Genomic DNA, 21,030 nt, shown 5'->3' with positions numbered 1-21,030 from the left:
AGAAGTGATTAGGTAAAGAAAAAGTAGATACTCTCGTATCTACTTTTTCTTGTAATACCCAAAGTCCAGAAAGAACCCGTATATCTTTGCGGACTCCTTTTTTATTGTCTCTTTGTTTTGGTTAAATTACACGGATTCTCATAAACATTTGCGCGTTTTCCCTTACGCGCCCCTGCTACCCTTCAATATCCATTATCATCTTCACCCGGCGCTCATGCCTTCCGCCCTCAAACTCAGCGTCCAGCCATGCCTCTGTAATCATCTTGGCCAGCTCGCTTCCCACTACCCTGGCGCCAAAGGCAAGTACGTTGGAGTTATTATGCATCCTGGACAGCTTTGCCGTGTAAGGCTCGCTGCACACGCAGGCCCGGATTCCCTTTACCTTGTTGGCTGCCAGGGATATGCCTACGCCGGTGCCGCAGATGGCGATTCCCAGGTCAGCCTGGCCGCCGGCCACAGCCCGTCCTACCTTTTCGCCGTAGACAGGGTAATCGCAGCTCTCAGTGGAATTGGTTCCCAGGTCAATGACTTCGTATCCCTTGCCTTCCACAAACTCCTTGATGATATTCTTAAGCTCAATGGCTGTGTGGTCGTTACCAATTGCAATCTTCATAATTCCTCTTCTCCTTTTATCCATTCTCTATGTCATGGTTTATATTCTAACGTTTATGTTTCTCATATTTCATACATCCGGCCTGTCATACCCGGTCACGGGCAAAAAATTCCTGCACCCGGTCCAGCCTGGATGTCATGGACAGGAGCAGCATGTCGGCTGCTGTCAATGCGGCCATGGCCTCCACCACCACCACGGCCCTGGGCACTATGATGGGGTCGTGGCGGCCCTTTATCTCAACCACTGTCTCCTCGCCCTTCCGGTTCACGGTATGCTGCGGCTGTGCAATGGAGGGGGTGGGCTTAAATGCCGCCCGCATCACGATATCGCTGCCGTCGCTGATTCCTCCCAGGGTGCCTCCGGAGTGGTTGGTCCGCTTTCCAACCCTGCCGTTCAAATGCAGGCTGCCGTCCTTTCCCTCACCGTAAATGCAGAACCCGTCGTTGTTCCCGGAACCGCAGGCCCTGGAAGCGCCAAAACCGTCTCCAATCTCAAATCCCTTGACTGCGCCGATGGACAGCATGGCTTTGGCCAGGTTGGCGTCCAGCTTCTCAAATACAGGCTCTCCCGCCCCTGCAGGCATACCGCGGATGATGCACTCCACCACGCCCCCGCAGGAGTCCTTACGGCCCATCAGCTCCTCCAGCCGTGCCTCTGCCTGTGCTGCCGCCCGGGCATCCGGCATGTACAGCCGGTTATTCCACATCTCTTCCAGGTCAAAGCGCTCCCGGTCAATGCCAATACCGCCTACCTCCCGTGTATAAGCCCTGACCGTGATTCCCAAACTCTCTAAAAGCCTGCAGGCAATGGCTCCAGCCGCCACCCTGGCAATGGTCTCCCTGCCGGATGACCGGCCGCCGCCCCTGTAATCCCTGAAACCATACTTCTGGTCAAAGGTATAATCCGCATGGCCCGGACGGTAAATATCCATAATGTTGCTGTAATCCCGGGAACGCTGGTCTGTGTTGCGCACCTCCAGCGCAATGGGGGTGCCGGTGGTTCTTCCCTCAAACACGCCGGACAGGATTTCCACCTCATCCCCTTCCTGCCTGGCTGTGGTAAACTTGCTCTGGCCGGGCTTGCGGCGGTTCAGATAGAACTGGATATCCCCTTCCTCCAGAGGCAGTCCGGCCGGACACCCGTCCACCACCACACCGATTCCCTTTCCGTGGGATTCCCCCCAGGTTGTCACTCTTAAAATCGTTCCCAATGTAGAACCTGCCATATACTGTCTCCTGTCCTCCTGCTTCTGTATCACTGCAGCCTGTCTGACGGCTGGTAAGCTTAATTTCCAATCCTGGCAATGGCGCAGCAGTTTGGTTCATTTACCATGACGCTGCGTCCGCACATAACTATCAGGCCCTTCTCGTAATCCACCTCAAAGAAACTGATGCTGCCGCTGTCATGATTAATGGAGGCAATGTGCTTCTGGTCCGGGAAAATAGCCACGTCCTTCGGATACTCCCCGCTGACAGGCAGGCAGCAAATCATAGTCAGAAGCCCGGACTTCTCATCCCTGCTGTAGATACTTACTGTATTCTCACCTGCATTGGTGCAGTATATGTATTTCTCATCCGGGGACAATCTCATGGCGCAGGCAGCTGTCAGGTTCCCCGGATTCCTGGTGGCCGTGGTGGAAATCGTCTGTATCTTTTCAACCACAGGCGCCCTGTCGCCTGTTTCATATGAATACACGCAGATTACATTCTGCAGCTCATGCATCAGATACAGGAAACGTCCGTCGGAGCTGTAGCGGAAATGTCTTGGAGCTGACTCCAGGTCGCAGTGGATGGCATCCACCTGGAACAGCTTCTTATCCTTGTCGTTAAAGCGGTAGACCTTTACCTGGTCCGTCCCATTGTCCACAGACAGTACATATCTGCCATCCGGCATCCTTCTGGTACAGGTCACATGGGAGCGGAAGTTACGCTCAGCCACGCTGCCGTAGCCCTTGTTGAACACCTCGTCCACAATCTTGCCCACAGAGCCGTCCTTGTTAAGGCTCAGGACCGTGGTCTTGCCGTCGTGGTAGCCTGAGACAAATACATATTTATCTTCCATATCAGTACACAGGTGGCAGCCCCTCATACCGCGGATAGGAGCGCTGTTCAGTCTTGCAAGGCTTCCGTTCTGCAGAATCCGGAAGGATACAACCCCCTCATCCGCGATGGAGTATAACGTCTTTCCATCGCTGGAAGCAATGACATAGGAGGAGTTGTCCACTTCCATCTCACACCTCTCCTTAAATGTCCCGTTTTCCACGTCCACGTCGAACACTGTGATTCCCTTTGCTTTTCCGGTGTAGGAATAAGACCCTACATATGCCATATATTTGCCGCTCATACCTGTCTGTACCTCCCTGATTTACGTCGGTTTCTATTTCAATTTAGACTAAAAACATCATATCATAAAATTGTGAATTTGTTAACTGGAAGTTTGTGAAATTATCCCCCCTGATTCCCCTTAAAACTTATCTGCCAAATCTTTCAAAAAGGTATTGACATACCACTGATTTAATGTATAATGAAAATCGCGCTTGTTTATTATTACTAAACTTTTTGCTTATTTTTATAGTCAGTTAGTATTTGTAAACTTTTTGTTCAGAAAAGCGAGACAGGGAGGAACTCCATGGAAATCGGAACGAAACTAAAGGAACTGCGGGTGTTAAAGGGTCTGACCCAGGAAGAACTGGCTGACCGGGCCGAGCTTTCCAAGGGATTCATTTCCCAGCTGGAACGTGACCTCACGTCTCCGTCCATAGCCACCCTGATGGATATCCTGCAATGCCTGGGCACCACCATCGGCGAATTTTTCAACGAAACACCGGATGAACAGGTAGTATTTGGAAAACAGGATTATTTTGAAAAAATCGATACAGACTTAAATAATGAAATCAAATGGATTATCCCCAATGCCCAGAAGAACGTGATGGAGCCCATCCTCCTCACCCTGAAGGCCGGAGGCTCCACCTATCCTGATAATCCCCATGAAGGGGAGGAATTCGGGTATGTGCTCCAGGGCAGTATATCCATCCACATAGGCAGCAAGACATACAAGGCAAAAAAAGGTGAATCCTTCTACTTCACGCCGGATAAGAAACATTACCTGACAAGTAAAAACGGAGCCCTTCTTCTGTGGGTGAGCTCGCCGCCAAGTTTTTAATCACATTAAGATAAAGGAGAATTTGATTATCATGAGCCAGCCTTTCATAGATTTACAGCACATATCAAAAAGTTTTGACGGTGAGCTGGTCCTGGACGACCTGAATCTTTCTATCAGGGAGAACAGCTTCGTCACCCTGCTGGGCCCCAGCGGCTGCGGCAAGACCACTACCCTGCGTATATTAGGCGGCTTCACCACCCCTGATACAGGAAAGGTAATCTTCGGCGGGCAGGATATCACCATGATTCCTCCCAACAAACGCCAGCTGAATACCGTATTCCAGAAGTATGCACTGTTTCCCCACATGAACATTGCGGAAAACATTGCCTTTGGCTTAAAAATCAAGAACAAACCAAAATCCTATATTGATGACAAAATCAAATACGCCCTGAAATTAGTAAACCTGTCCGGTTACGAGAGGCGCACCGTGGACTCCTTATCCGGCGGCCAGCAGCAGCGTATCGCCATTGCCCGGGCCATTGTAAACGAACCCAGGGTGCTGCTCCTTGACGAGCCCCTTGGTGCCCTGGATTTAAAGCTCCGCCAGGATATGCAGTATGAGCTGATACGCCTTAAAAATGAACTGGGCATTACCTTTATCTATGTGACCCATGACCAGGAGGAGGCCCTGACCATGTCGGACACCATTGTGGTCATGAACCAGGGATACATCCAGCAGATGGGCTCCCCTGAGCAGATTTATAATGAACCTGAAAATGCCTTTGTGGCTGACTTTATCGGTGAGAGCAACATTGTGCCCGGCATCATGATTCGGGACGAGCTGGTAGAAATCTTCGGCGCCCGCTTTGCATGTGTTGATAAGGGTTTTGGCAATAATAAGCCTGTGGATGTGGTTATCCGGCCTGAGGACATAGACCTTGTTAAGCCAGAGGACGGCACCCTCCAGGGCGTTGTGACCCACCTGATTTTCAAGGGCGTCCATTATGAGATGGAAGTAACCACCCCGGACGGTTTCGAGTGGCTGGTGCATTCCACCGATATGTTCCCTGTAGGCCAGCAGGTCGGCATTCATGTGGAGCCATTTGAAATCCAAATCATGAACAAGCCTGCTTCTGAAGATGAGGAGGCGCTGGGAGTCAATGAATAGCGAAAAAAAAGGCGCTGCCATCGGCAAGGCGCTGTTATCAGGTCCCTATCTCATCTGGATGGCCGGCTTTACGCTGATTCCGCTGGCCATGATTATATGGTACGGACTGACTGACAAGGGAGGCGGCCTTACCATGGCCAATGTCATTGCCATTGCCTCTGCGGACCACGCAAAGGCGCTGTGGCTGTCCCTTGGGCTATCCTTGGTAAGTACGGTTCTCTGTCTGCTGTTAGCTTATCCACTGGCCATGATACTCAGGGGCCGCGGAACAGCGGCAGGAGGATTCATTGTCTTTATATTCATCCTGCCCATGTGGATGAACTTCCTCCTGAGGACTCTGGCCTGGCAGACGCTGCTGGAGAAAAACGGTGTCATCAACGGCATCCTGAACTGGCTCCACCTGCCTTCACAGTCCATGATTAACACCCCGTCAGCCATTGTACTGGGCATGGTATATAACTTCCTGCCCTTTATGGTGCTTCCCATTTACAATGTGCTGTCCAAGATAGACGACAATATTATAAATGCCGCCATGGACCTGGGAGCCAACAGCTTTGAACGTTTTACCAGGATATGGTTTCCCTTAAGCATACCGGGCATTATCAGCGGCATTACCATGGTTTTTGTTCCGTCCCTGACCACCTTCGTGATTTCCGATTTGCTGGGCGGCAGCAAGATTCTGCTTATCGGCAATGTAATTGAACAGGAATTTACCAGGGGAAGCAACTGGCATCTGGGAAGCGGACTTTCACTGGTTCTCATGGTCTTCATCCTAATCAGCATGGCCATGATAGCCAAATACGATAAAAACGGAGAGGGGACTGCATTCTGATGACAAAGAGTTCAAAAGTACTGCGCAAAATCGTATCGGATTTTTATATGGTGCTGATACTGATTTTCCTTTATGCCCCCATCCTGACCATGATGGTGCTGTCCTTCAACAAATCCAAATCCAGGACCCAGTGGGGCGGATTTACCCTGCAGTGGTATACCCAGATGTTTGACAGCCGTTCCATCATGAGCGCCCTGACCACCACCTTAATCATAGCCTTTGTATCGGCCCTGGTGGCAACAATCATAGGCACGGCGGCGGCCATCTCCATCAGCTCCATGCGGGCAGTGCCCAGGACCATTGTTATGGGCATTACCAATATACCTATGCTGAACGCTGACATCGTGACTGGTATTTCCCTGATGCTGGCCTTCATTGCCTTTGGTATTTCCCTGGGATTTAAGACGGTTCTTATATCCCATATCACCTTTAATATACCCTATGTCATACTAAGCGTCATGCCCAAGCTAAAGCAGACCGACAAATACACCTATGAGGCAGCCCTGGACCTGGGCGCATCCCCTCTGTATGCATTTTTCAAGGTGGTGTTTCCGGATATTATGCCCGGCGTGCTCTCCGGCTTCCTGCTGGCATTTACCATGTCCTTAGACGACTTCATCATCACCCACTTTACAAAGGGCGCAGGCATCAACACCCTGTCCACCCTGATTTACAGCGAGGTGAGGCGCGGCATCCGGCCGTCCATGTATGCACTGTCATCCATTATATTCCTGACCGTGCTGATTCTTCTCATCTTTGTTAACTTCCGGTCCATCAGGAAACCGGAAAAGGCATAACCGAATTCAGACATTAAAGGAGAACGATTATGAAAAAGAAAATGGCAATCACCCTTGCTGCCGCATCCATGGCAGTCCTGTCCGCCGCCCTCTTAACCGGCTGCGGCAAATCCGAATCCTCCCCCGGGGGCGGAAATAAGGAAGACAACAAGCTGAACGTATACAACTGGGGCGAGTACATTGACGAGGATGTCATCGCCCAGTTTGAGGACGAAACCGGCATCCAGGTGGTCTACGATGTATTTGAGACCAACGAGGAGATGTATCCTGTCATTGAGGCGGGCGCTGTGAAATACGACGTTGTGTGCCCCTCTGACTACATGATTCAGCGCATGATTGAGAATAACCTTCTGGCTGAGCTTAACTTTGACAACATTCCCAATTATAAGGAAATCGGTCAGGAATACCTGGATATCTCCAAGGGTTTTGACCCTGAGAACAAATATTCCGTCCCCTACTGCTGGGGAACCATGGGCATTCTCTATAACACCAAGCGCCTGGAGGAGCTGGGCGTTCCCGCTCCCGCCAAGTGGTCCGACTTATGGGATGAGCGCTTAAGCGGCGAGATTCTCATGCAGAACAGCGTAAGGGATGCCTTTACCGTTGCCCTGAAGATGAAGGGCTACTCCTTAAACAGCACCAATCCCGATGAACTGGCCGAGGCCCGTGATTTGCTGATTGAGCAGAAACCTCTGGTTCAGGCATATGTCATTGACCAGGTAAGGGATAAGATGATTGGCGGAGAAGCGGCTGTGGGCGTGATTTATTCCGGCGAAATGCTCTATATCCAGGATGCCGTGGCAGAACAGGGCCTGGATTACAGCCTGGAATATGTAATTCCGGAGGAAGGAACCAACTACTGGATTGACTCCTGGGTTATCCCGGCCAATGCAGAACACAAGGAAAACGCGGAGAAATGGATTGATTTCCTGTGCCGTCCCGACATCGCCAAAAAGAACTTTGAATATATCACCTACGCCACTCCAAACACAGGGGCCTATGATTTGTTAGACGACGACCTTAAAAATAACAAGGCCCTGTTCCCTGACCTTGACAAGCTGCCTAACTGTGAAATCATCCAGTATCTGGGGGACGATGTGGATACCGTCTACAATGACATGTGGAAGGAAATTAAATCTGAATAAAAGGAATCCTATCATGAAATAATATGAAAAGGAAGTTCTGAACGGAAGGCGTAAACTCCATCCCCTTCCTCCGGAACTTCCTCTTTATATTTATAACCCTAATATACTCTGTCTCAAACTCCTTCTGAGGTCCTGCGGCATCATACCATACAGAATCCGGCACTGCCCCTTGTAAAATCACTGCATCACCCCACATGCTTCCCCTGCTCATGGTTTCCATGGCACACAGAGGAACCTGCGCAGCCTCCGCAGCCGCCGGCACATCCTCCGCATCCCTTACCTGACTTTTTATCCTTTATCATGACACGGACTACCGCCCCTACAATCACAGCCAATATGACCAGAATGATTAACGTTGAAAGATTCATATATATTCTCCTTTCCTCCTGTTTATATCCGGCACAGGCATGATGCAGGTCCCTTTTCGCTGATTCCCAAGGCGTTATCCTGCTGTCAGTTTCCGGTTCTTTTACAGGTTAGCTTCTTCTAACTTCATTCTCAGATTAGCACTTTCTAACTCTCTTGTCAATCGTTTTTTTATATGTTACACTTAGAACTATCATACTAAATAATTGGGGGTATTTACAGACTTGAAAATACAGGAATCAGCAGAAAATTATCTGGAAACCATACTCATGCTGGCCAGGGAACATCCCTATGTCCGCTCCATCGACATTGCCAATGAACTTGGATTTTCCAAGCCCAGTGTCAGCGTTGCCATGAAGAATCTCCGCCAGAACGGATATGTCCGGATGGACGAACAGGGACATATCACGCTGACGCCTTCCGGGCAGGCCATTGCGGACACCATGTATGAACGCCACACGCTGTTGTCCAACTGGCTGATTTATCTGGGTGTGGACCCCGGAACAGCTGCTGAGGATGCCTGCCGCATGGAACACACTCTGAGCGCTGAAAGCTTTGACGCCATCAAGCGCCACATCACCCACGGCCATGAACTGCCGGATTAGGAGGAAGCCTATGTTAAAAGACCTTGTGAAACAATGCCGCTCTTACAGAAGATTTTATCAGGATACTGCCATTCCATACAGTGAACTGGCTGATATGGTGGACACGGCCCGGCTGGCTGCCTCTGCCTCCAACGCCCAGGCCCTGAAATTCAAAATTCTGTGCACGCCCGGGGAATGCGCTGATATCTTCCCATATATTGCATGGGCAGGCGCCCTAAAGGATTGGGACGGCCCCGCAGAGGGCGAACGGCCCTCAGCCTACATAGTCATTGCCTGCGACCTGACCATCGGTAAGAACAAACAATGGGACGACGGAATCACGGCCCAGACCATCATGCTGGCTGCCGCGGAAAAGGGATATGGCGGCTGTATGATTGGCAGCTGCAAGCGTCCGGAGATAGGCCGGCTGCTGGGACTGAATCCCGAGCATTACAGCATCGACCTGGTACTGGCCCTGGGAAAGCCAAAGGAAGAAGTAATACTTGTGCCTGTAAAGGAAGACGGCTCAACTGTATATTACCGTGATAAAAATCAGGTTCATTACGTTCCCAAACGGAATCTGGAAGATATCCTCCTGTAACAATTCCACTCACCCGCTGCATACCATTCGCCAGAACATTATTCTTCTCTCAGCGTGGCAAACACAGCGGACGCCCTGAGTATGGAATGGGTGAGAGCCGGGGGCACCCGGCTCTCACGTCTGCGGCACCCTGCATGCGTCCGCATCCCCTCTCACCCCAAAATCCATTTATCACAACGACAAAGCCCTCATCGCATTGAGTATTGCAATAACCGACACGCCCACGTCTGCAAATACCGCCTCCCACATATTGGCCACGCCCACAGCACCCATTAAGAGCACCACTGCCTTGACTCCCAATGCAAAGGCAATGTTCTGCTTTACGATGGACATAGTCTTGCGCGATATGCGGACCACATCCGCAATCCTGGCAGGGTTATCATCCATGAGCACAATATCCGCTGCTTCAATGGCTGCATCGGAACCCATGCTGCCCATTGCAATTCCAATGTCCGCCCGGGAGAGAACAGGCGCGTCATTGATACCATCGCCCACAAAGGCCAGCCTGTGTTTTCCCGTCTGCTGAGACAGCAGTTCCTCCACCTTTGCCACCTTATCCCCCGGAAGAAGCTCTGCATGGACCTCATCCAGCCCCAGCCTGGCTGCCACTGCTTCTCCTACCTCTTTCTTATCGCCGGTAAGCATAATGGTCCTTCTGACACCCACCTTCTTAAGATTCCTGATTGCCTCGAAGGACTCTTCCTTAATTGAATCCGATATGACAATATATCCGCAGTACACGCCGTCCAGAGCCACATAGACCACCGTGCCCATGCTGGTGCATTCCTGATACTCTACGTTCATTTCCTTCATCAGCTTGCTGTTGCCCGCCAGTACGGTATGGCCGTCAATTTCCGCCTGCACTCCGTGACCGGATATCTCCTGTGCATTGCTGACGCGGTTCATGTCAATGGTATCTCCCCACGCATCTTTAATAGAACGTGAAATGGGATGGTCTGAATAGCTTTCCGCCAATGCCGCCAGCTCCAGCAGGGAACGTTTTGCCTCATCGGAGGGCTGGCTGGCCGCCCACACCCTGGTACGCGGAACCTCAGACGCCTCCGGGACAGGACTGCCGTCCACCGCATGAATCTCAGTCACCTTGAATTCTCCCTTGGTCAGCGTACCTGTCTTATCAAACACAATGGTGTCCATCTCAGACAGCGCCTCCAGATAATTGCTGCCCTTGATAAGCACACCCTTTTTGGAAGCAGCCCCGATGCCTGAGAAAAAGCTCATGGGCACTGAGATTACCAGGGCGCAGGGGCAGGAAATGACCAGGAAGGTACAGGCCCTTCTGATGCCCTCGGACCAGGTCTGCCCAAAGAACAGGGGAGGAATCACAGCCAGGAGCACGGCTCCCACCACCACTAAGGGGGTATAATATCTGGCAAACCGGGTAATGAAGTTTTCCACCTGCGCCTTTTTGCTGCTGGCATTCTCCACCAGCTCCAGAATCTTTGCCACGGTGGAATCGTCAAATTCCTTTGTGACCTGAACCCGCAAAAGGCCGCTTCCATTGACACAGCCGCTGATGATATCGTCCCCCGCTGTTACCTTGCGGGGTACGGACTCACCGGTCAGCGCGGAAGTATCCACCATGGAATCCCCAAACACCACCTTGCCGTCCAGGGGAATTCTCTCCCCCGACTTAACCACGATGATATCGCCCACCTGCACATCGTCCGGGTCCACCTGTTTCAGCTGGCCGTCCTCCTCTATGTTGGCATACTCCGGGCAGATATCCATAAGCTCAGTGATGGACTGCCTGGAGCGGTTCACTGCATAGCTCTGGAACAGTTCGCCCACCTGGTAAAACAGCATGACCGCCACTGCCTCCGAATATTCTCCTACGCCAAAGGCGCCGAAGGTAGCTACTGTCATCAGAAAATTCTCATCAAAGACCTGGCCGTTGCGTATATTGCGGAATGCCTTGTATATAATATCCCATCCAATGAGAACATAGGGAACCAGATACAGGACCAGCTTTCCCCACAACCCAAGCCACTCCGGTAAAATTTCCATGTGGTCTGTCACTGCCAGGGTAATATAAATGATGAAGGATGCTATGATACGGAGCAGCATTGCCTTTTGTTTCTTAGTCATATCAGTTTCCTTTCCAGTCCGGCTGCGCGTTTAAAGCTGGATAATGCAGTCAGGCTCCACCTTTTTGCACGCAGACACTACTTCCTTCATAATTTCATCGAACCTGCTGTCATCTGCCTCTATGGTCATCTTCTGGGTCATGAAGCTCACTGTTGCATCAGACACTCCCTCAATTTTCTTGATTGCTTCCTCCATCTTGGCTGCGCAGTTGGCACAATCCAGGTCCTGCAGTTTGAATTTCTTCTTCATTCCTATTCTCCTCCATATCTGTTATTTTATTTATACTCCATTTTCCGCCGGCACCATCTGTAGCTTATGCAAGCCGGAAATACTGGGCCATAATACATGGAACCGCCCTTTTGGCCTATTCCTCTATATGCTCCATACCCTGGTTAATGATGGTCCTCACATGGCTGTCTGCCAGGGAATAGAATACAGCCTTGCCGTCCCTGCGGCTTTTTACCAGCCTGTTCTGCTTCAGGATTCTCAGCTGGTGGGAAATAGCTGACTGGTTCATATTAAGAAGCTGCGCAATGTCACAGACACACATCTCCGCCTCGAAAAGCACATACAATATCTTGATTCTGGTGGAATCCCCAAACACCTTGAATATCTCCGCCAGGTCATACAGTTTATCCTCATCCGGCATCTTATCATTAACCGCCTTTACCACATCCTCATGGACCTGATAAAAATCGCAGCACTCCACATCATTTATTGCCATGGCTGGTAACCTCTCTTTCTTATTATCATCTATTCAAATGAATAAGTGTTCATATGTTTATATCTACATTATATGCCACGATTTTAAAATGTCAACCCCTTTTTAGCAAAAAAAACAAGCCGCCCAATCCCGTATTACACCGGACGGACGGCTTGCTGGCCTTCCAAAAATCACATATACTTATATACCGCTTTCTTCTCCGGAAGCAACCGCAATATGCAGTTCCTCCAGCTGTTTCACATCTACCTGCCCGGGCGCATCGGTCATCAGGCAGGATGCATCCTTCACCTTGGGGAACGCAATGACGTCGCGGATACTGTCAGCTCCCACCATCAGCATTATCACGCGGTCCAGGCCATATGCCAGACCGGCGTGGGGAGGAACCCCGTACTTAAATGCCTCCAGCAGAAAGCCGAACTGCTCATTGGCCCTCTCAGGTGTAAAGCCCAGTACTTCAAACATCTTGGACTGGATATCTGCCTGGTGGATACGGACAGAGCCGCCTCCCAACTCCACGCCGTTCAGGACAATATCATATGCCTTGGCCCGGACACGGCCCGGGTCAGAGTCAATATACTGCAAATCCTCATCCATGGGCATGGTAAATGGATGATGCATGGCCACGTACCGGTCCTCTTCCTCTGAATATTCCAGAAGCGGGAACTCTGTCACCCACAGGAACTTAAAGTCATCCTTCTTAAGCAGCTCCAGCTGTCTGGCCAGCTCCAGGCGCAGGTTGCCCAGGACGTCAAATACCACCTTATTGCGGTCGGCGGCAAACAGCAGCAAATCTCCCGGCTTTCCGTCCATGGCCTGAATCAGGGCAGCCATTTCCTCCTCCTTCATGAACTTTGCAAAGGAGGATTTGAAGGTGCCGTCCTCATTGATTGCCACATAGGCAAGGCCCTTGGCGCCGAATCCCTTGGCATACTCCACCAGGGCGTCTATTTTCTTACGCGGCATATGCCCCTGTCCCTGGGCGTTGATGCCGCGGACACTGCCGCCGTTTTCCAGGGCTCCCTTAAACACTGCAAACCCGCAGCCCCTAACCACATCAGAAACATTCTTAAGCTCCATCCCAAAACGCAGGTCCGGTTTATCAGAGCCAAAACGGTCCATGGCCTCCTGCCAGGTCATACGGGGAATGGGCAGCTGCAAATCAAAATTACAGATTTCCTTAAACAGCTTTTTTAACAGGCGCTCATTGACATCCAGCACATCGTCCACATCCACAAAGGAAAGCTCCATGTCTATCTGTGTGAACTCAGGCTGGCGGTCTGCCCTCAGGTCCTCATCCCTGTAGCAGCGGGCCAGCTGAAAGTAGCGGTCGTAACCGGAACACATGAGCAGCTGTTTGAAAAGCTGCGGTGACTGCGGCAGGGCATAAAAGGAACCGGGATGCACACGGCTGGGTACCAGATAGTCCCTGGCGCCCTCCGGCGTACTCTTAATCAGAGTAGGCGTCTCAATCTCAAGGAATCCCTCAGACGCCAGAAATGCCCTGGTAAGGGTGGCTACCTGGCTCCTAATCATAAGATTTTTCTGGATATCCGGCCTTCTCAAATCCAGGAAACGGTATTTCAGGCGAAGCTCTTCCTTTGTCTTGCTGTTCTCCTCAATGGGGAAGGGAGGTGTCTCGGACTCGGAAAGAATGCGCATGGAGTTGGCCCTTATTTCAATGGCGCCTGTGGCCAGATTGGTATTTACTGCTCCGGAACGGGCCTCTACCCGGCCTGTAACAGCGACCACGAACTCGCTCCTCAGCTTCTCTGCCTTTGCAAAGTCCTCTGCGCCGCAGTCATGTTCCTCAAATATAATCTGAAGGATGCCGGAACGGTCCCGCAAATCCACAAAGATAATGCCTCCCTTATTCCTGCTCTTCTGGACCCATCCCATGACGGTCACTACCTGACCGATTTGGGCAGTGGTCACCTCCGTACATCTATGGGTACGCTTTAACCCAACCATTGATTCTGCCATTGTCTTATCTCCTTTATTTTCCTTAATTCTTCAGGCTTTCCTTATAAAACTCCTTAAACTCCGTGTAGCCTTCCTTGCCCAGCTGTTCCTTCTGGAACTTCTTGTTCTTGTTCATCTGGGCTACCAGGACCTGCACGCCCTTCTTTCTCTCCTCCATGGCCTGGCGGATTACAGATGCCAGCATGGTGCTGTCCACACCCTTTTCAAAGAGAAATGCCTTTCTGGAAGAGGCGCCGGGCACAGTAAAGCCATTGTCCGTCAGAATGGTTACAATGCGCTCAAAGCCTATGGAAAATCCGCAGGCCGGCGTTTCCATTCCCGTGAACTTGCCTATCATCTTATCATACCGGCCGCCGCCTGCCACGGAACCGCCGAAGCCCTCCATGGAAACTTCAAAAATGGTTCCTGTGTAATATGACATGCCTCTGACCAGGGTAGGGTCGAACTCCAGCCCGAAATCAGCCTCAGCCACCTCAGTCACTGTGTCCATGATATGCGCCAGACCCTCGCTTACACTGGCGGGCATTACTTCCGACAGCATCTGTCCCAGGGCTCTTACACCGGCTGCATCCTTTGTAACATTTTTAAGCATGTCCAGATATTTTCCTACGCTCTCCGTGCTGTAGCCGGAATCCAGAAGCTCCTTCTCCACGCCTTCATACCCAATCTTATCCATCTTGTCCAGGGTGATAAATACCTGGTCCATGGACTCCTCAGGGAAACCGCAGTAAAGGGCCATACCCCGCAGAATGCCTCTGTCATTGATGCGGACAGTAAAGCCATTGTCCGGGCAGATTCTTCCCAGGGCCGTGGTGGTAGCCAGAATCAGCTCGATTTCAGCCAGGCTGGTGGCATCTCCCAGAATATCAATATCGCACTGTACAAACTGGCGGAAACGGCCCTTCTGGGGACGGTCCGCACGCCACACGCTTCCCATCTGAAGCGCCTTAAAGGGGCTGGGCAGGCTGGCTGCGTTGTTGGCGTAATAGCGGGAAAGAGGAAGGGTAAGGTCATAGCGCAGGCCGCTGTCCACCAGGTCATTCTCCTCCTTTGCCTCTTCCAGGTTAAACTTGTCCCCTCTTTTCAGTATCTTGAAAATCAGCTTCTCATTGTCCCCGCCCTGTTTGCTGGTCAGATTCTCAATGTGCTCAACGCAGGGTGTCTCTATCTGGGTAAATCCAAAACTTTTATAGGTCTCTCTGATTTGATTCATCACGTACTCACGAATCTGCATCTCGGCAGGCGTGATATCCCTCATGCCGGTGACCGGCTTCTTTGCTAATGCCATACGCGTTCTCCAATCCTGATTTTTGTTCAATATCTTTATTTTAAGCAACTTTTATGATTTTGCAAGTGTTTTCAATGATTTTCCCCTATTTTATGGCTTCCGCCGCAATCCGCATACGCTCATAGGGCACGCCCATGGGAATGGTGCAATCCGTCCCCAGGATAAAGCCTGTTTCTCCTGCCTCGGATATGACGCGCCGTACCTCCTCACGGATTTCCTCCGGAGTCCCTTCAATCAGCGGTCCCATGTGATTGGACAGGCCGCCCATAATGGCGCAGTCCGTAAACCGCTTTCTGCCCTCTGACAGACTCATCCCCGTCTCATAAATGCCCCAGTTGGCTATGCTGTAAAGGCCCTTATAGCTCTCGTACCGGTCAAAATTCACATCTGTCTTGCACATGTGCAGGATATTGTGGCCCCCTGCTTCCAGACAGGCACTCATTATCTGCTTATCCAGGGGCATGATATACTCGGCAAACTCCTGGTCGGTAAACAAAAACCGCTCCCCTCCCAGCCCTGCATAGAGGATGCCGTCCAGTCCCAGTTCCACAAATTTCCCTGCCAGCAGGCACAGACCGTCAGCAATCCGCTTCATGGCGTCCAGCACAGGCCCCTTATTCTGACGCAAATGGCTGCAGAGCAGCTGCCGCACCGGCATATAACCGTAATCCGGCTCAATGGGATGGATGGTGGAGGCCACAATGCCGTGAAGGGTGCCGATATTAAAGGCATCCCTGTCGCACCGGTCCAGGACGCGCTTGACCAGCTCAATCTCATCCTCCATGAATTTGTCCTTAAGGGTAATGGTCCTGATGCATTTCCAGTCCTCAGGCGTTTTTATGGAACCCATGTTGGGAACCAGGTTCTCGTTCATGATTTTCTGGATATCCGGATTCACCTCGCTGAAAAACTTCAGATGCTCCTCCACGGCTGCCTCCCCAAAGGCCGACTCCCTGGCAAAATGAGTGGTAAAATAACAGGGAACCCTGTCCACCGGCTCATTTCTCATTGCTGCAAATACACGCTCTCTCTTTTTCACAATACCTCTCCTCCCAGACACTTATGATTCACTGAAATAATAAAATCTGCCGGAACCATGTCTCTGTTTACATGACCCCGGCATCATGCGCTGCGGCACCCTGCATATCTGTATGGAACCGCTGCCTAGCAGACTCACGGCGTAAGGATGCGCTCCTTGCGCCCAATCATCTCGTCAATCCTGCTGATATACTGCTCCACTTCCTTTACGTTCTCGCACCGTTCCCTGCGGTTTTCAGAGGGAAATACCACCTTGGTGGTGGTTCCCGCGCCGCAGGCAGCTATGGTCTGCATCTCCTCCATGATAAGGATGTTGTAGATGCAGGCTTTGCCGGGCAGGGAATACCCCACATTCTCAAAATTACCGGCCATGTTTTTCTGGCGGTACAGATAATACGGCTCCATCCCCATCTCACGGGCGCAGGCAGCGCTGAGTTCAATCATCTCCGGCGTGTTCTGAATCTTCAGCCCGCCGTACTCTTCCCTGAACATGTTGAGCCTGGCCGCCCTCTTAATGGCCAGTGAATGGACGGTAAGGGAATCCGGGCCAAGGGCCTTTACCTTGGCCAATGTATGCCGTACATCCTCCAGGTTTTCCTCCGGAAGCCCCATAATCAGGTCCATGTTAATATTATCAAATCCCATCTCACGGGCCATGTAAAAACGTTCCTTCACCATCTCCACGGTATGGTGGCGTCCGATGATGTCCAGTGTTTTCTGGTTCATGGTCTGGGGATTGATGGAAATACGGGTTATCCCGTGGTTTCTCAGCACCCTGAGCTTGTCCTGGGTAATGCTGTCCGGCCTTCCGGCCTCCACTGTAAATTCCAGTACTCGGCTCAAATCAAACAGCTGCTCCAGCCTGCTTAAGATGGCGTCTATATCCTCCGCCGGAAGGGATGTGGGGGTGCCGCCTCCGATATAAACCGTGTCCAGGGGCCTTCCCTTCATTTTCCCGGCCGTATATTCCAGTTCCTTAAACAGGGCCTCCAGATAAAGTCCGGTGCGCCCCTTCCATTTTCCAATGGGGTAGGAGGTAAAGGAGCAGTAAAGACAGGTGGTGGGGCAGAATGGAATCCCCACATACAGGCTGTAGCCCCTCTCATAATCCAATGGTTCCAGGAGCCGCTTCTCCCTGGCGGCAATCTCAATGCTCAAATCTATCTTTTCATCACTGGCAAGGTAAGTCTCCTTCATAAAGGAGCGTATGTCCTCCTCCTTCCAGCCTTCCTCCAGCCTGGTAAGGGCTATCTTGGTGGGGCGGATGCCGGTAAGGGAACCCCAGGGCATTTCCCTTCCCGTACGCTCCGCCAGCATAAGGTAAAACATCTTCTTTACCACATTCTTGGTGGCGGAGTGGTCTGAAAGGTCAGAGGAACGGGTGCAGGAAGCCGATAGCTCCCATCCGTCCAGCCCTTCCGGCCGGGACGGAGCCGTAACCTGTTCCGGCCCGGCCCCGCCCTCCCGGCAGTTTTCCGGGGATGTGCCGTTCTCCCATATATAAACGGAAACCGTTCCGTCTCCCAGCCGTGTCTCCACATAGAAGTCCGCTCCGTCCTTTACCTCATGGGCATAGGCCTCACCTGGATAAAAGGACATCAGAAGTTCTCTGATGTCCTGTTCGTACTGGTTATCCTGTATTAAAAGTCCAATCATACAAAACCTGCTTTCTATATAAAACCTTCCTTCTATTCCTGTTTGAAGGCATCCGGGCCTTTTACCCGGAGAATGTTGTCTCTTACTGCAAACACGGGATTTCCCTGCTTCTCAAATCCAATGGTAGTGGGGTCCCCATGGCCTGTATACACCATGGTATCATCCGGCAGATTAAAGAGTATGTCCACAATGGAACTGACAATGCGAATCGTATTACCAGTGGGCAGGTCCGTCCGTCCATAGGAGCCGCGGAACAAGGTATCACCTGCAAAGATAATGCCTTCCTCCGGCAGATAGAAGCAGCAGGAGCCTGCGGTGTGTCCCGGTGTGAACAGCACCTTCCAGCTGGTCCCCAGAAGTTCCAGCTCCTGCCCGTCATGAAGAAGCACATCCGCATGAAGGCTGGTCTGCGGTCCCCGGAATCCCCCGGTCATATTAAGCTTGGTATCGGCCAGCATATTGTCCTCTGTCTCATATGCGTAGACCTTTACCCGGAATGCCCTGACCACATCCGGCACAGCCATGATATGGTCAAAATGTCCATGGGTCAGCAGCACCGCCGTAAGATTAATCCCCAGCTCACTGCACTTATTCAGTATATAGGGAGCGTTGTCAGCCGGGTCAATGACCACTCCCTCCTTTGTATTCTCATCATAAACCAGGTAGCAGTTGGTACTCACCTGTCCCAGTACACATGTCTTAATCCTGATATCGCTCATATCCTTCCCCTTTCATATCTAAGCTAACCTGTCGTCCTCTCTATATCCAGAACGCCCTCTATCTGGCGTATCTTGTCGGTCAGCCGGTTCAGCTCATCGGTCCCATGAATGTCAAACGTCATGATAATGGTGGCCTTGCCCTGCTTGCTGGTCCTTACGTTCATGGAGGTGATGTCAATCTGCTTCTCCGTAAAGACCTTGGATATATCCGCAAACATGCCAATCCGGTTATTGGCAAATATCTTGATTTCCGTGGAATACTGCTCGTTGCTGCTGGCTCCCTCTGCCATCTGCCACTCCGCGTCAATCATCCTGCTCCGTTCATCCTCCGGCAGATTGATGATGTTCACGCAGTCCGTGCGGTGGATGGACACGCCCCTGCCCCTGGTGACAAATCCTACAATTTCATCTCCCGGCACAGGATTGCAGCACTTGGAGAACCGCACCGCCAGGTCATGGATTCCCTTGACCATGATGCCGCTCTTGGATTTGCGGACACTGGCCTCGCCGGACCTTCCCGCTGTGTCGGCAATGCCGCTGAGCACATCCGCATCCGTAATCTCCCTCTTAAGCTTCTTCTCCCGCTCCTCCATCATCTTGTTGATGACCTGGCCCTCTTTCAGGCCCCCGTGTCCAATGGATGCCAGGACGGAATCCCAGTCCTTGTAGGCATACCGGTTCATAACCTTTTCCATGAACTCCGGCTTGCCGATTTCAGACCAGTTAATGCCCTTGGTCTTGCAGTACCGTTCAATCTGGTCCCGTCCCCTGACGATATTATCTTCCTTCATCTGGCTCTTGAACCACTGGTTTATCTTATTCTTGGCCTGGGTGCTCTTCACAATGCCCAGCCAGTCCCGGCTGGGTCCCTTGGAATTCTGGGAAGTGATAATCTCCAGCTGGTCGCCGTTTTGAATCACGTATTCAATGGGCACCAGCTTGCCGTTGACCCTGGCTCCCACCATCTTATTGCCCACAGCACTGTGTATACAATATGCAAAGTCAATGGGAGTGGAACCGCTGGGCAGGGTCTTTACATCCCCTGACGGCGTGAAGCAGTACACACTGTCGGAAAACAAATCCAAATCTCCCTTGACCATACTCAGGAATTCCTTGGAATCGTCGGTGTCCCTCTGCCACTCCAGAATCTGACGCAGCCAGCTGAGCTTTGCCTCAGCGCTTCCCGCAGCCACCTGTCCGCTTCCGCTCTCCTTATACTTCCAATGGGCGGCAATACCGTATTCCGCTGTCCTGTGCATCTCATAGGTGCGGATCTGTATCTCAAAGGGCTGTCCGTTGCTCCCAATCAGGGTGGTGTGCAGGGACTGGTACATGTTCTGTTTGGGCATGGCTATATAGTCTTTAAAACGGCCCGGTATGGGCTTATACATCTCATGGATAACACCCAGGGCTGCGTAGCAGTCCTTCACGGTCTCCACCATGATGCGCACTGCAAATAAATCATATATCTGGTCCAGAGTCTTGTTCTGGTTCACCATCTTTTTATATATGCTGAAAAAATGCTTTACACGTCCGCCTACCAAGGCTTCAATGCCTGCATCCTCCATGTGGCTCCTGACCTCATCCACGATTTCCTGGACAAAGGCCTCCCTTGTATCCTTGCGGAGGGCCACCTTTTCCACCAGGTCGTAATATACATCCGGCTGAAGGAACTTAAGAGACAGGTCATCCAGCTCAATCTTAATCTTGGAAATACCCAGCCTGTCAGCGATGGGAGCATAAATCTCCATGGTCTCCCTGGCCTTTTCCTTTTGCTTCTCCGGCTTCCAGTACTGGCCGGTTCTCATGTTGTGGAGACGGTCCGCCAGCTTGATGATGATGACACGGATGTCCTTTGCCATGGCCAGAAACATCTTGCGCAGGTTGTCTGCCTGTATCTCCACCTTGTCCTTGTCCCAGTTTAACTGCGTCAGCTTGGTGACACCGTCCACCAGGAAGGAAACCTCGGAGCCAAACTCCTTGGTCAGCTGCTCCAGGGTCATGATGGTGTCCTCCACCACATCATGAAGAAGCCCTGCCGCAATGGTTTCCTTATCCATCTCCAAATCAGCCAGTATAATAGCCACACAGAGCGGATGGATGATATAGGGCTCCCCGGATTTGCGCTTCTGCTCTTTATGGGCCTCATCTGCAATCCTGTACGCCTTTTCAATCATGGTGATATCATCGGAAGGATGATATTTGCGGATTGTATTAATCAAGTCCTGATACAGCACTTCAGGGCTGGTAAAGTCGGCCGGCGCTTCCAATTCGATATCCAGTTTTTCTTTTGTTCCCTCATTTGCCATAT

The 21,030-nt window shown here is 51.4% G+C and carries 21 protein-coding genes; 7 read left to right on the top strand and 14 right to left on the bottom strand.

Annotated elements, in window-relative coordinates; all coding sequences use genetic code 11:
- Positions 1–175: 175 nt before the first annotated feature.
- The 3 genes from rpiB to I2H39_RS20160 form a co-directional block, all read right to left on the bottom strand.
- Complete coding sequence (gene rpiB / locus I2H39_RS20170) at positions 176–613, bottom strand: ribose 5-phosphate isomerase B (protein ID WP_138311466.1); 438 nt, start codon at positions 611–613, stop codon at positions 176–178.
- An 85-nt stretch (positions 614–698) separates the two neighbouring features.
- Entirely contained in the window at positions 699–1,838 is a 1,140-nt protein-coding gene (gene aroC, locus I2H39_RS20165) for a chorismate synthase (protein WP_195627370.1), read from the bottom strand.
- A 59-nt stretch (positions 1,839–1,897) separates the two neighbouring features.
- On the bottom strand, positions 1,898–2,956 hold the full coding sequence (locus I2H39_RS20160) for a lactonase family protein (RefSeq protein ID WP_138311468.1): 1,059 nt from the start codon (positions 2,954–2,956) through the stop codon (positions 1,898–1,900).
- Between the two features lie 285 nt (positions 2,957–3,241).
- Here I2H39_RS20160 and I2H39_RS20155 point away from each other — a divergent pair, with 285 nt between their 5' ends.
- The 5 genes from I2H39_RS20155 to I2H39_RS20135 are packed head-to-tail and all read left to right on the top strand — an operon-like array spanning position 3,242 to position 7,657.
- Positions 3,242–3,775, top strand: coding sequence for a helix-turn-helix domain-containing protein (locus tag I2H39_RS20155; RefSeq protein WP_138311469.1), 534 nt, complete (start codon positions 3,242–3,244; stop codon positions 3,773–3,775).
- Between the two features lie 31 nt (positions 3,776–3,806).
- On the top strand, positions 3,807–4,883 hold the full coding sequence (locus I2H39_RS20150; protein ID WP_138311470.1) for an ABC transporter ATP-binding protein: 1,077 nt from the start codon (positions 3,807–3,809) through the stop codon (positions 4,881–4,883).
- Complete coding sequence (locus I2H39_RS20145; RefSeq protein ID WP_138311471.1) at positions 4,876–5,715, top strand: ABC transporter permease; 840 nt, start codon at positions 4,876–4,878, stop codon at positions 5,713–5,715. Before I2H39_RS20150 ends, I2H39_RS20145 begins: the two co-directional genes overlap by 8 nt.
- Positions 5,715–6,512: an ABC transporter permease gene (locus I2H39_RS20140; RefSeq protein WP_138311472.1), complete on the top strand. Its 798-nt coding sequence runs from the start codon at positions 5,715–5,717 to the stop codon at positions 6,510–6,512. The genes I2H39_RS20145 and I2H39_RS20140 overlap by 1 nt, the downstream gene beginning before the upstream one ends.
- 29 nt (positions 6,513–6,541) lie before the next feature.
- The gene (locus I2H39_RS20135; protein ID WP_195627369.1) at positions 6,542–7,657 is read left to right on the top strand and encodes an ABC transporter substrate-binding protein; all 1,116 of its coding nucleotides are present in this window, start codon (positions 6,542–6,544) and stop codon (positions 7,655–7,657) included.
- Here the strand turns inward: I2H39_RS20135 and I2H39_RS20130 are convergent.
- On the bottom strand, positions 7,644–7,877 hold the full coding sequence (locus tag I2H39_RS20130; RefSeq protein WP_171042729.1) for a hypothetical protein: 234 nt from the start codon (positions 7,875–7,877) through the stop codon (positions 7,644–7,646). The two genes, I2H39_RS20135 and I2H39_RS20130, sit on opposite strands and share 14 nt — an antisense overlap.
- Positions 7,843–8,025 carry a FeoB-associated Cys-rich membrane protein gene (locus I2H39_RS20125; protein ID WP_138311475.1) on the bottom strand — a complete coding sequence of 61 codons (183 nt, stop codon included), beginning with the start codon at positions 8,023–8,025 and terminating at the stop codon, positions 7,843–7,845. Before I2H39_RS20125 ends, I2H39_RS20130 begins: the two co-directional genes overlap by 35 nt.
- A 222-nt stretch (positions 8,026–8,247) precedes the next feature.
- On the opposite strand from I2H39_RS20125, the gene I2H39_RS20120 reads away from it, so the two are divergent.
- Positions 8,248–8,628: a metal-dependent transcriptional regulator gene (locus I2H39_RS20120; RefSeq protein ID WP_138311476.1), complete on the top strand. Its 381-nt coding sequence runs from the start codon at positions 8,248–8,250 to the stop codon at positions 8,626–8,628.
- A gap of 10 nt (positions 8,629–8,638) precedes the next feature.
- Positions 8,639–9,208 carry a nitroreductase family protein gene (locus I2H39_RS20115; protein WP_138311477.1) on the top strand — a complete coding sequence of 190 codons (570 nt, stop codon included), beginning with the start codon at positions 8,639–8,641 and terminating at the stop codon, positions 9,206–9,208.
- A 171-nt stretch (positions 9,209–9,379) separates the two neighbouring features.
- Here I2H39_RS20115 and I2H39_RS20110 read toward each other — a convergent pair whose 3' ends face one another.
- From I2H39_RS20110 to I2H39_RS20070, 9 genes are all read right to left on the bottom strand, one after another.
- Positions 9,380–11,314: a heavy metal translocating P-type ATPase gene (locus tag I2H39_RS20110; protein WP_138311478.1), complete on the bottom strand. Its 1,935-nt coding sequence runs from the start codon at positions 11,312–11,314 to the stop codon at positions 9,380–9,382.
- Between the two features lie 30 nt (positions 11,315–11,344).
- Complete coding sequence (locus tag I2H39_RS20105; protein WP_138311479.1) at positions 11,345–11,563, bottom strand: cation transporter; 219 nt, start codon at positions 11,561–11,563, stop codon at positions 11,345–11,347.
- A 115-nt stretch (positions 11,564–11,678) separates the two neighbouring features.
- Complete coding sequence (locus tag I2H39_RS20100) at positions 11,679–12,038, bottom strand: metalloregulator ArsR/SmtB family transcription factor (RefSeq protein ID WP_138311480.1); 360 nt, start codon at positions 12,036–12,038, stop codon at positions 11,679–11,681.
- A 180-nt stretch (positions 12,039–12,218) separates the two neighbouring features.
- Positions 12,219–14,018, bottom strand: coding sequence for an aspartate--tRNA ligase (gene aspS, locus I2H39_RS20095; protein WP_138311481.1), 1,800 nt, complete (start codon positions 14,016–14,018; stop codon positions 12,219–12,221).
- Positions 14,019–14,040: 22 nt separating this feature from the next.
- The gene (gene hisS, locus I2H39_RS20090) at positions 14,041–15,306 is read right to left on the bottom strand and encodes a histidine--tRNA ligase (protein ID WP_138311482.1); all 1,266 of its coding nucleotides are present in this window, start codon (positions 15,304–15,306) and stop codon (positions 14,041–14,043) included.
- A gap of 85 nt (positions 15,307–15,391) precedes the next feature.
- Positions 15,392–16,345: a uroporphyrinogen decarboxylase family protein gene (locus I2H39_RS20085; protein WP_138311483.1), complete on the bottom strand. Its 954-nt coding sequence runs from the start codon at positions 16,343–16,345 to the stop codon at positions 15,392–15,394.
- A 134-nt stretch (positions 16,346–16,479) separates the two neighbouring features.
- Positions 16,480–18,000: a coproporphyrinogen dehydrogenase HemZ gene (gene hemZ, locus I2H39_RS20080; protein ID WP_195627368.1), complete on the bottom strand. Its 1,521-nt coding sequence runs from the start codon at positions 17,998–18,000 to the stop codon at positions 16,480–16,482.
- A 32-nt stretch (positions 18,001–18,032) separates the two neighbouring features.
- On the bottom strand, positions 18,033–18,719 hold the full coding sequence (locus tag I2H39_RS20075; protein ID WP_195627367.1) for an MBL fold metallo-hydrolase: 687 nt from the start codon (positions 18,717–18,719) through the stop codon (positions 18,033–18,035).
- Between the two features lie 23 nt (positions 18,720–18,742).
- Positions 18,743–21,028, bottom strand: a complete 2,286-nt coding sequence (locus I2H39_RS20070; protein WP_138311486.1) for a bifunctional (p)ppGpp synthetase/guanosine-3',5'-bis(diphosphate) 3'-pyrophosphohydrolase — start codon at positions 21,026–21,028, stop codon at positions 18,743–18,745.
- Positions 21,029–21,030: the final 2 nt, after the last annotated feature.

It is taken from the genome of Clostridium sp. 1001283B150225_161107_B6, assembly GCF_015556325.1.
Classification (GTDB): Bacteria; Bacillota; Clostridia; order Lachnospirales; family Lachnospiraceae; genus Enterocloster.
Note: the sequence above shows the minus strand (reverse complement) of the source record. Positions and strands in the feature narration are given on the sequence as shown.

Bases quoted from the DNA above. Each gene is read 5' to 3' on its own strand.
- I2H39_RS20125 (WP_138311475.1), bottom strand. From the start codon at position 8,025: ATGAATCTTTCAACGTTAATCATTCTGGTCATATTGGCTGTGATTGTA.
- I2H39_RS20160 (WP_138311468.1), bottom strand. From the start codon at position 2,956: ATGAGCGGCAAATATATGGCATATGTAGGGTCTTATTCCTACACCGGA.
- I2H39_RS20110 (WP_138311478.1), bottom strand. From the start codon at position 11,314: ATGACTAAGAAACAAAAGGCAATGCTGCTCCGTATCATAGCATCCTTC.
- I2H39_RS20075 (WP_195627367.1), bottom strand. From the start codon at position 18,719: ATGAGCGATATCAGGATTAAGACATGTGTACTGGGACAGGTGAGTACC.
- I2H39_RS20150 (WP_138311470.1), top strand. From the start codon at position 3,807: ATGAGCCAGCCTTTCATAGATTTACAGCACATATCAAAAAGTTTTGAC.
- I2H39_RS20105 (WP_138311479.1), bottom strand. From the start codon at position 11,563: ATGAAGAAGAAATTCAAACTGCAGGACCTGGATTGTGCCAACTGCGCA.
- hisS (WP_138311482.1), bottom strand. From the start codon at position 15,306: ATGGCATTAGCAAAGAAGCCGGTCACCGGCATGAGGGATATCACGCCT.
- I2H39_RS20135 (WP_195627369.1), top strand. From the start codon at position 6,542: ATGAAAAAGAAAATGGCAATCACCCTTGCTGCCGCATCCATGGCAGTC.
- I2H39_RS20130 (WP_171042729.1), bottom strand. From the start codon at position 7,877: ATGGAAACCATGAGCAGGGGAAGCATGTGGGGTGATGCAGTGATTTTA.
- I2H39_RS20115 (WP_138311477.1), top strand. From the start codon at position 8,639: ATGTTAAAAGACCTTGTGAAACAATGCCGCTCTTACAGAAGATTTTAT.
- I2H39_RS20140 (WP_138311472.1), top strand. From the start codon at position 5,715: ATGACAAAGAGTTCAAAAGTACTGCGCAAAATCGTATCGGATTTTTAT.
- hemZ (WP_195627368.1), bottom strand. From the start codon at position 18,000: ATGATTGGACTTTTAATACAGGATAACCAGTACGAACAGGACATCAGA.
- rpiB (WP_138311466.1), bottom strand. From the start codon at position 613: ATGAAGATTGCAATTGGTAACGACCACACAGCCATTGAGCTTAAGAAT.
- I2H39_RS20070 (WP_138311486.1), bottom strand. From the start codon at position 21,028: ATGGCAAATGAGGGAACAAAAGAAAAACTGGATATCGAATTGGAAGCG.
- I2H39_RS20155 (WP_138311469.1), top strand. From the start codon at position 3,242: ATGGAAATCGGAACGAAACTAAAGGAACTGCGGGTGTTAAAGGGTCTG.
- aspS (WP_138311481.1), bottom strand. From the start codon at position 14,018: ATGGCAGAATCAATGGTTGGGTTAAAGCGTACCCATAGATGTACGGAG.
- I2H39_RS20145 (WP_138311471.1), top strand. From the start codon at position 4,876: ATGAATAGCGAAAAAAAAGGCGCTGCCATCGGCAAGGCGCTGTTATCA.
- aroC (WP_195627370.1), bottom strand. From the start codon at position 1,838: ATGGCAGGTTCTACATTGGGAACGATTTTAAGAGTGACAACCTGGGGG.
- I2H39_RS20100 (WP_138311480.1), bottom strand. From the start codon at position 12,038: ATGGCAATAAATGATGTGGAGTGCTGCGATTTTTATCAGGTCCATGAG.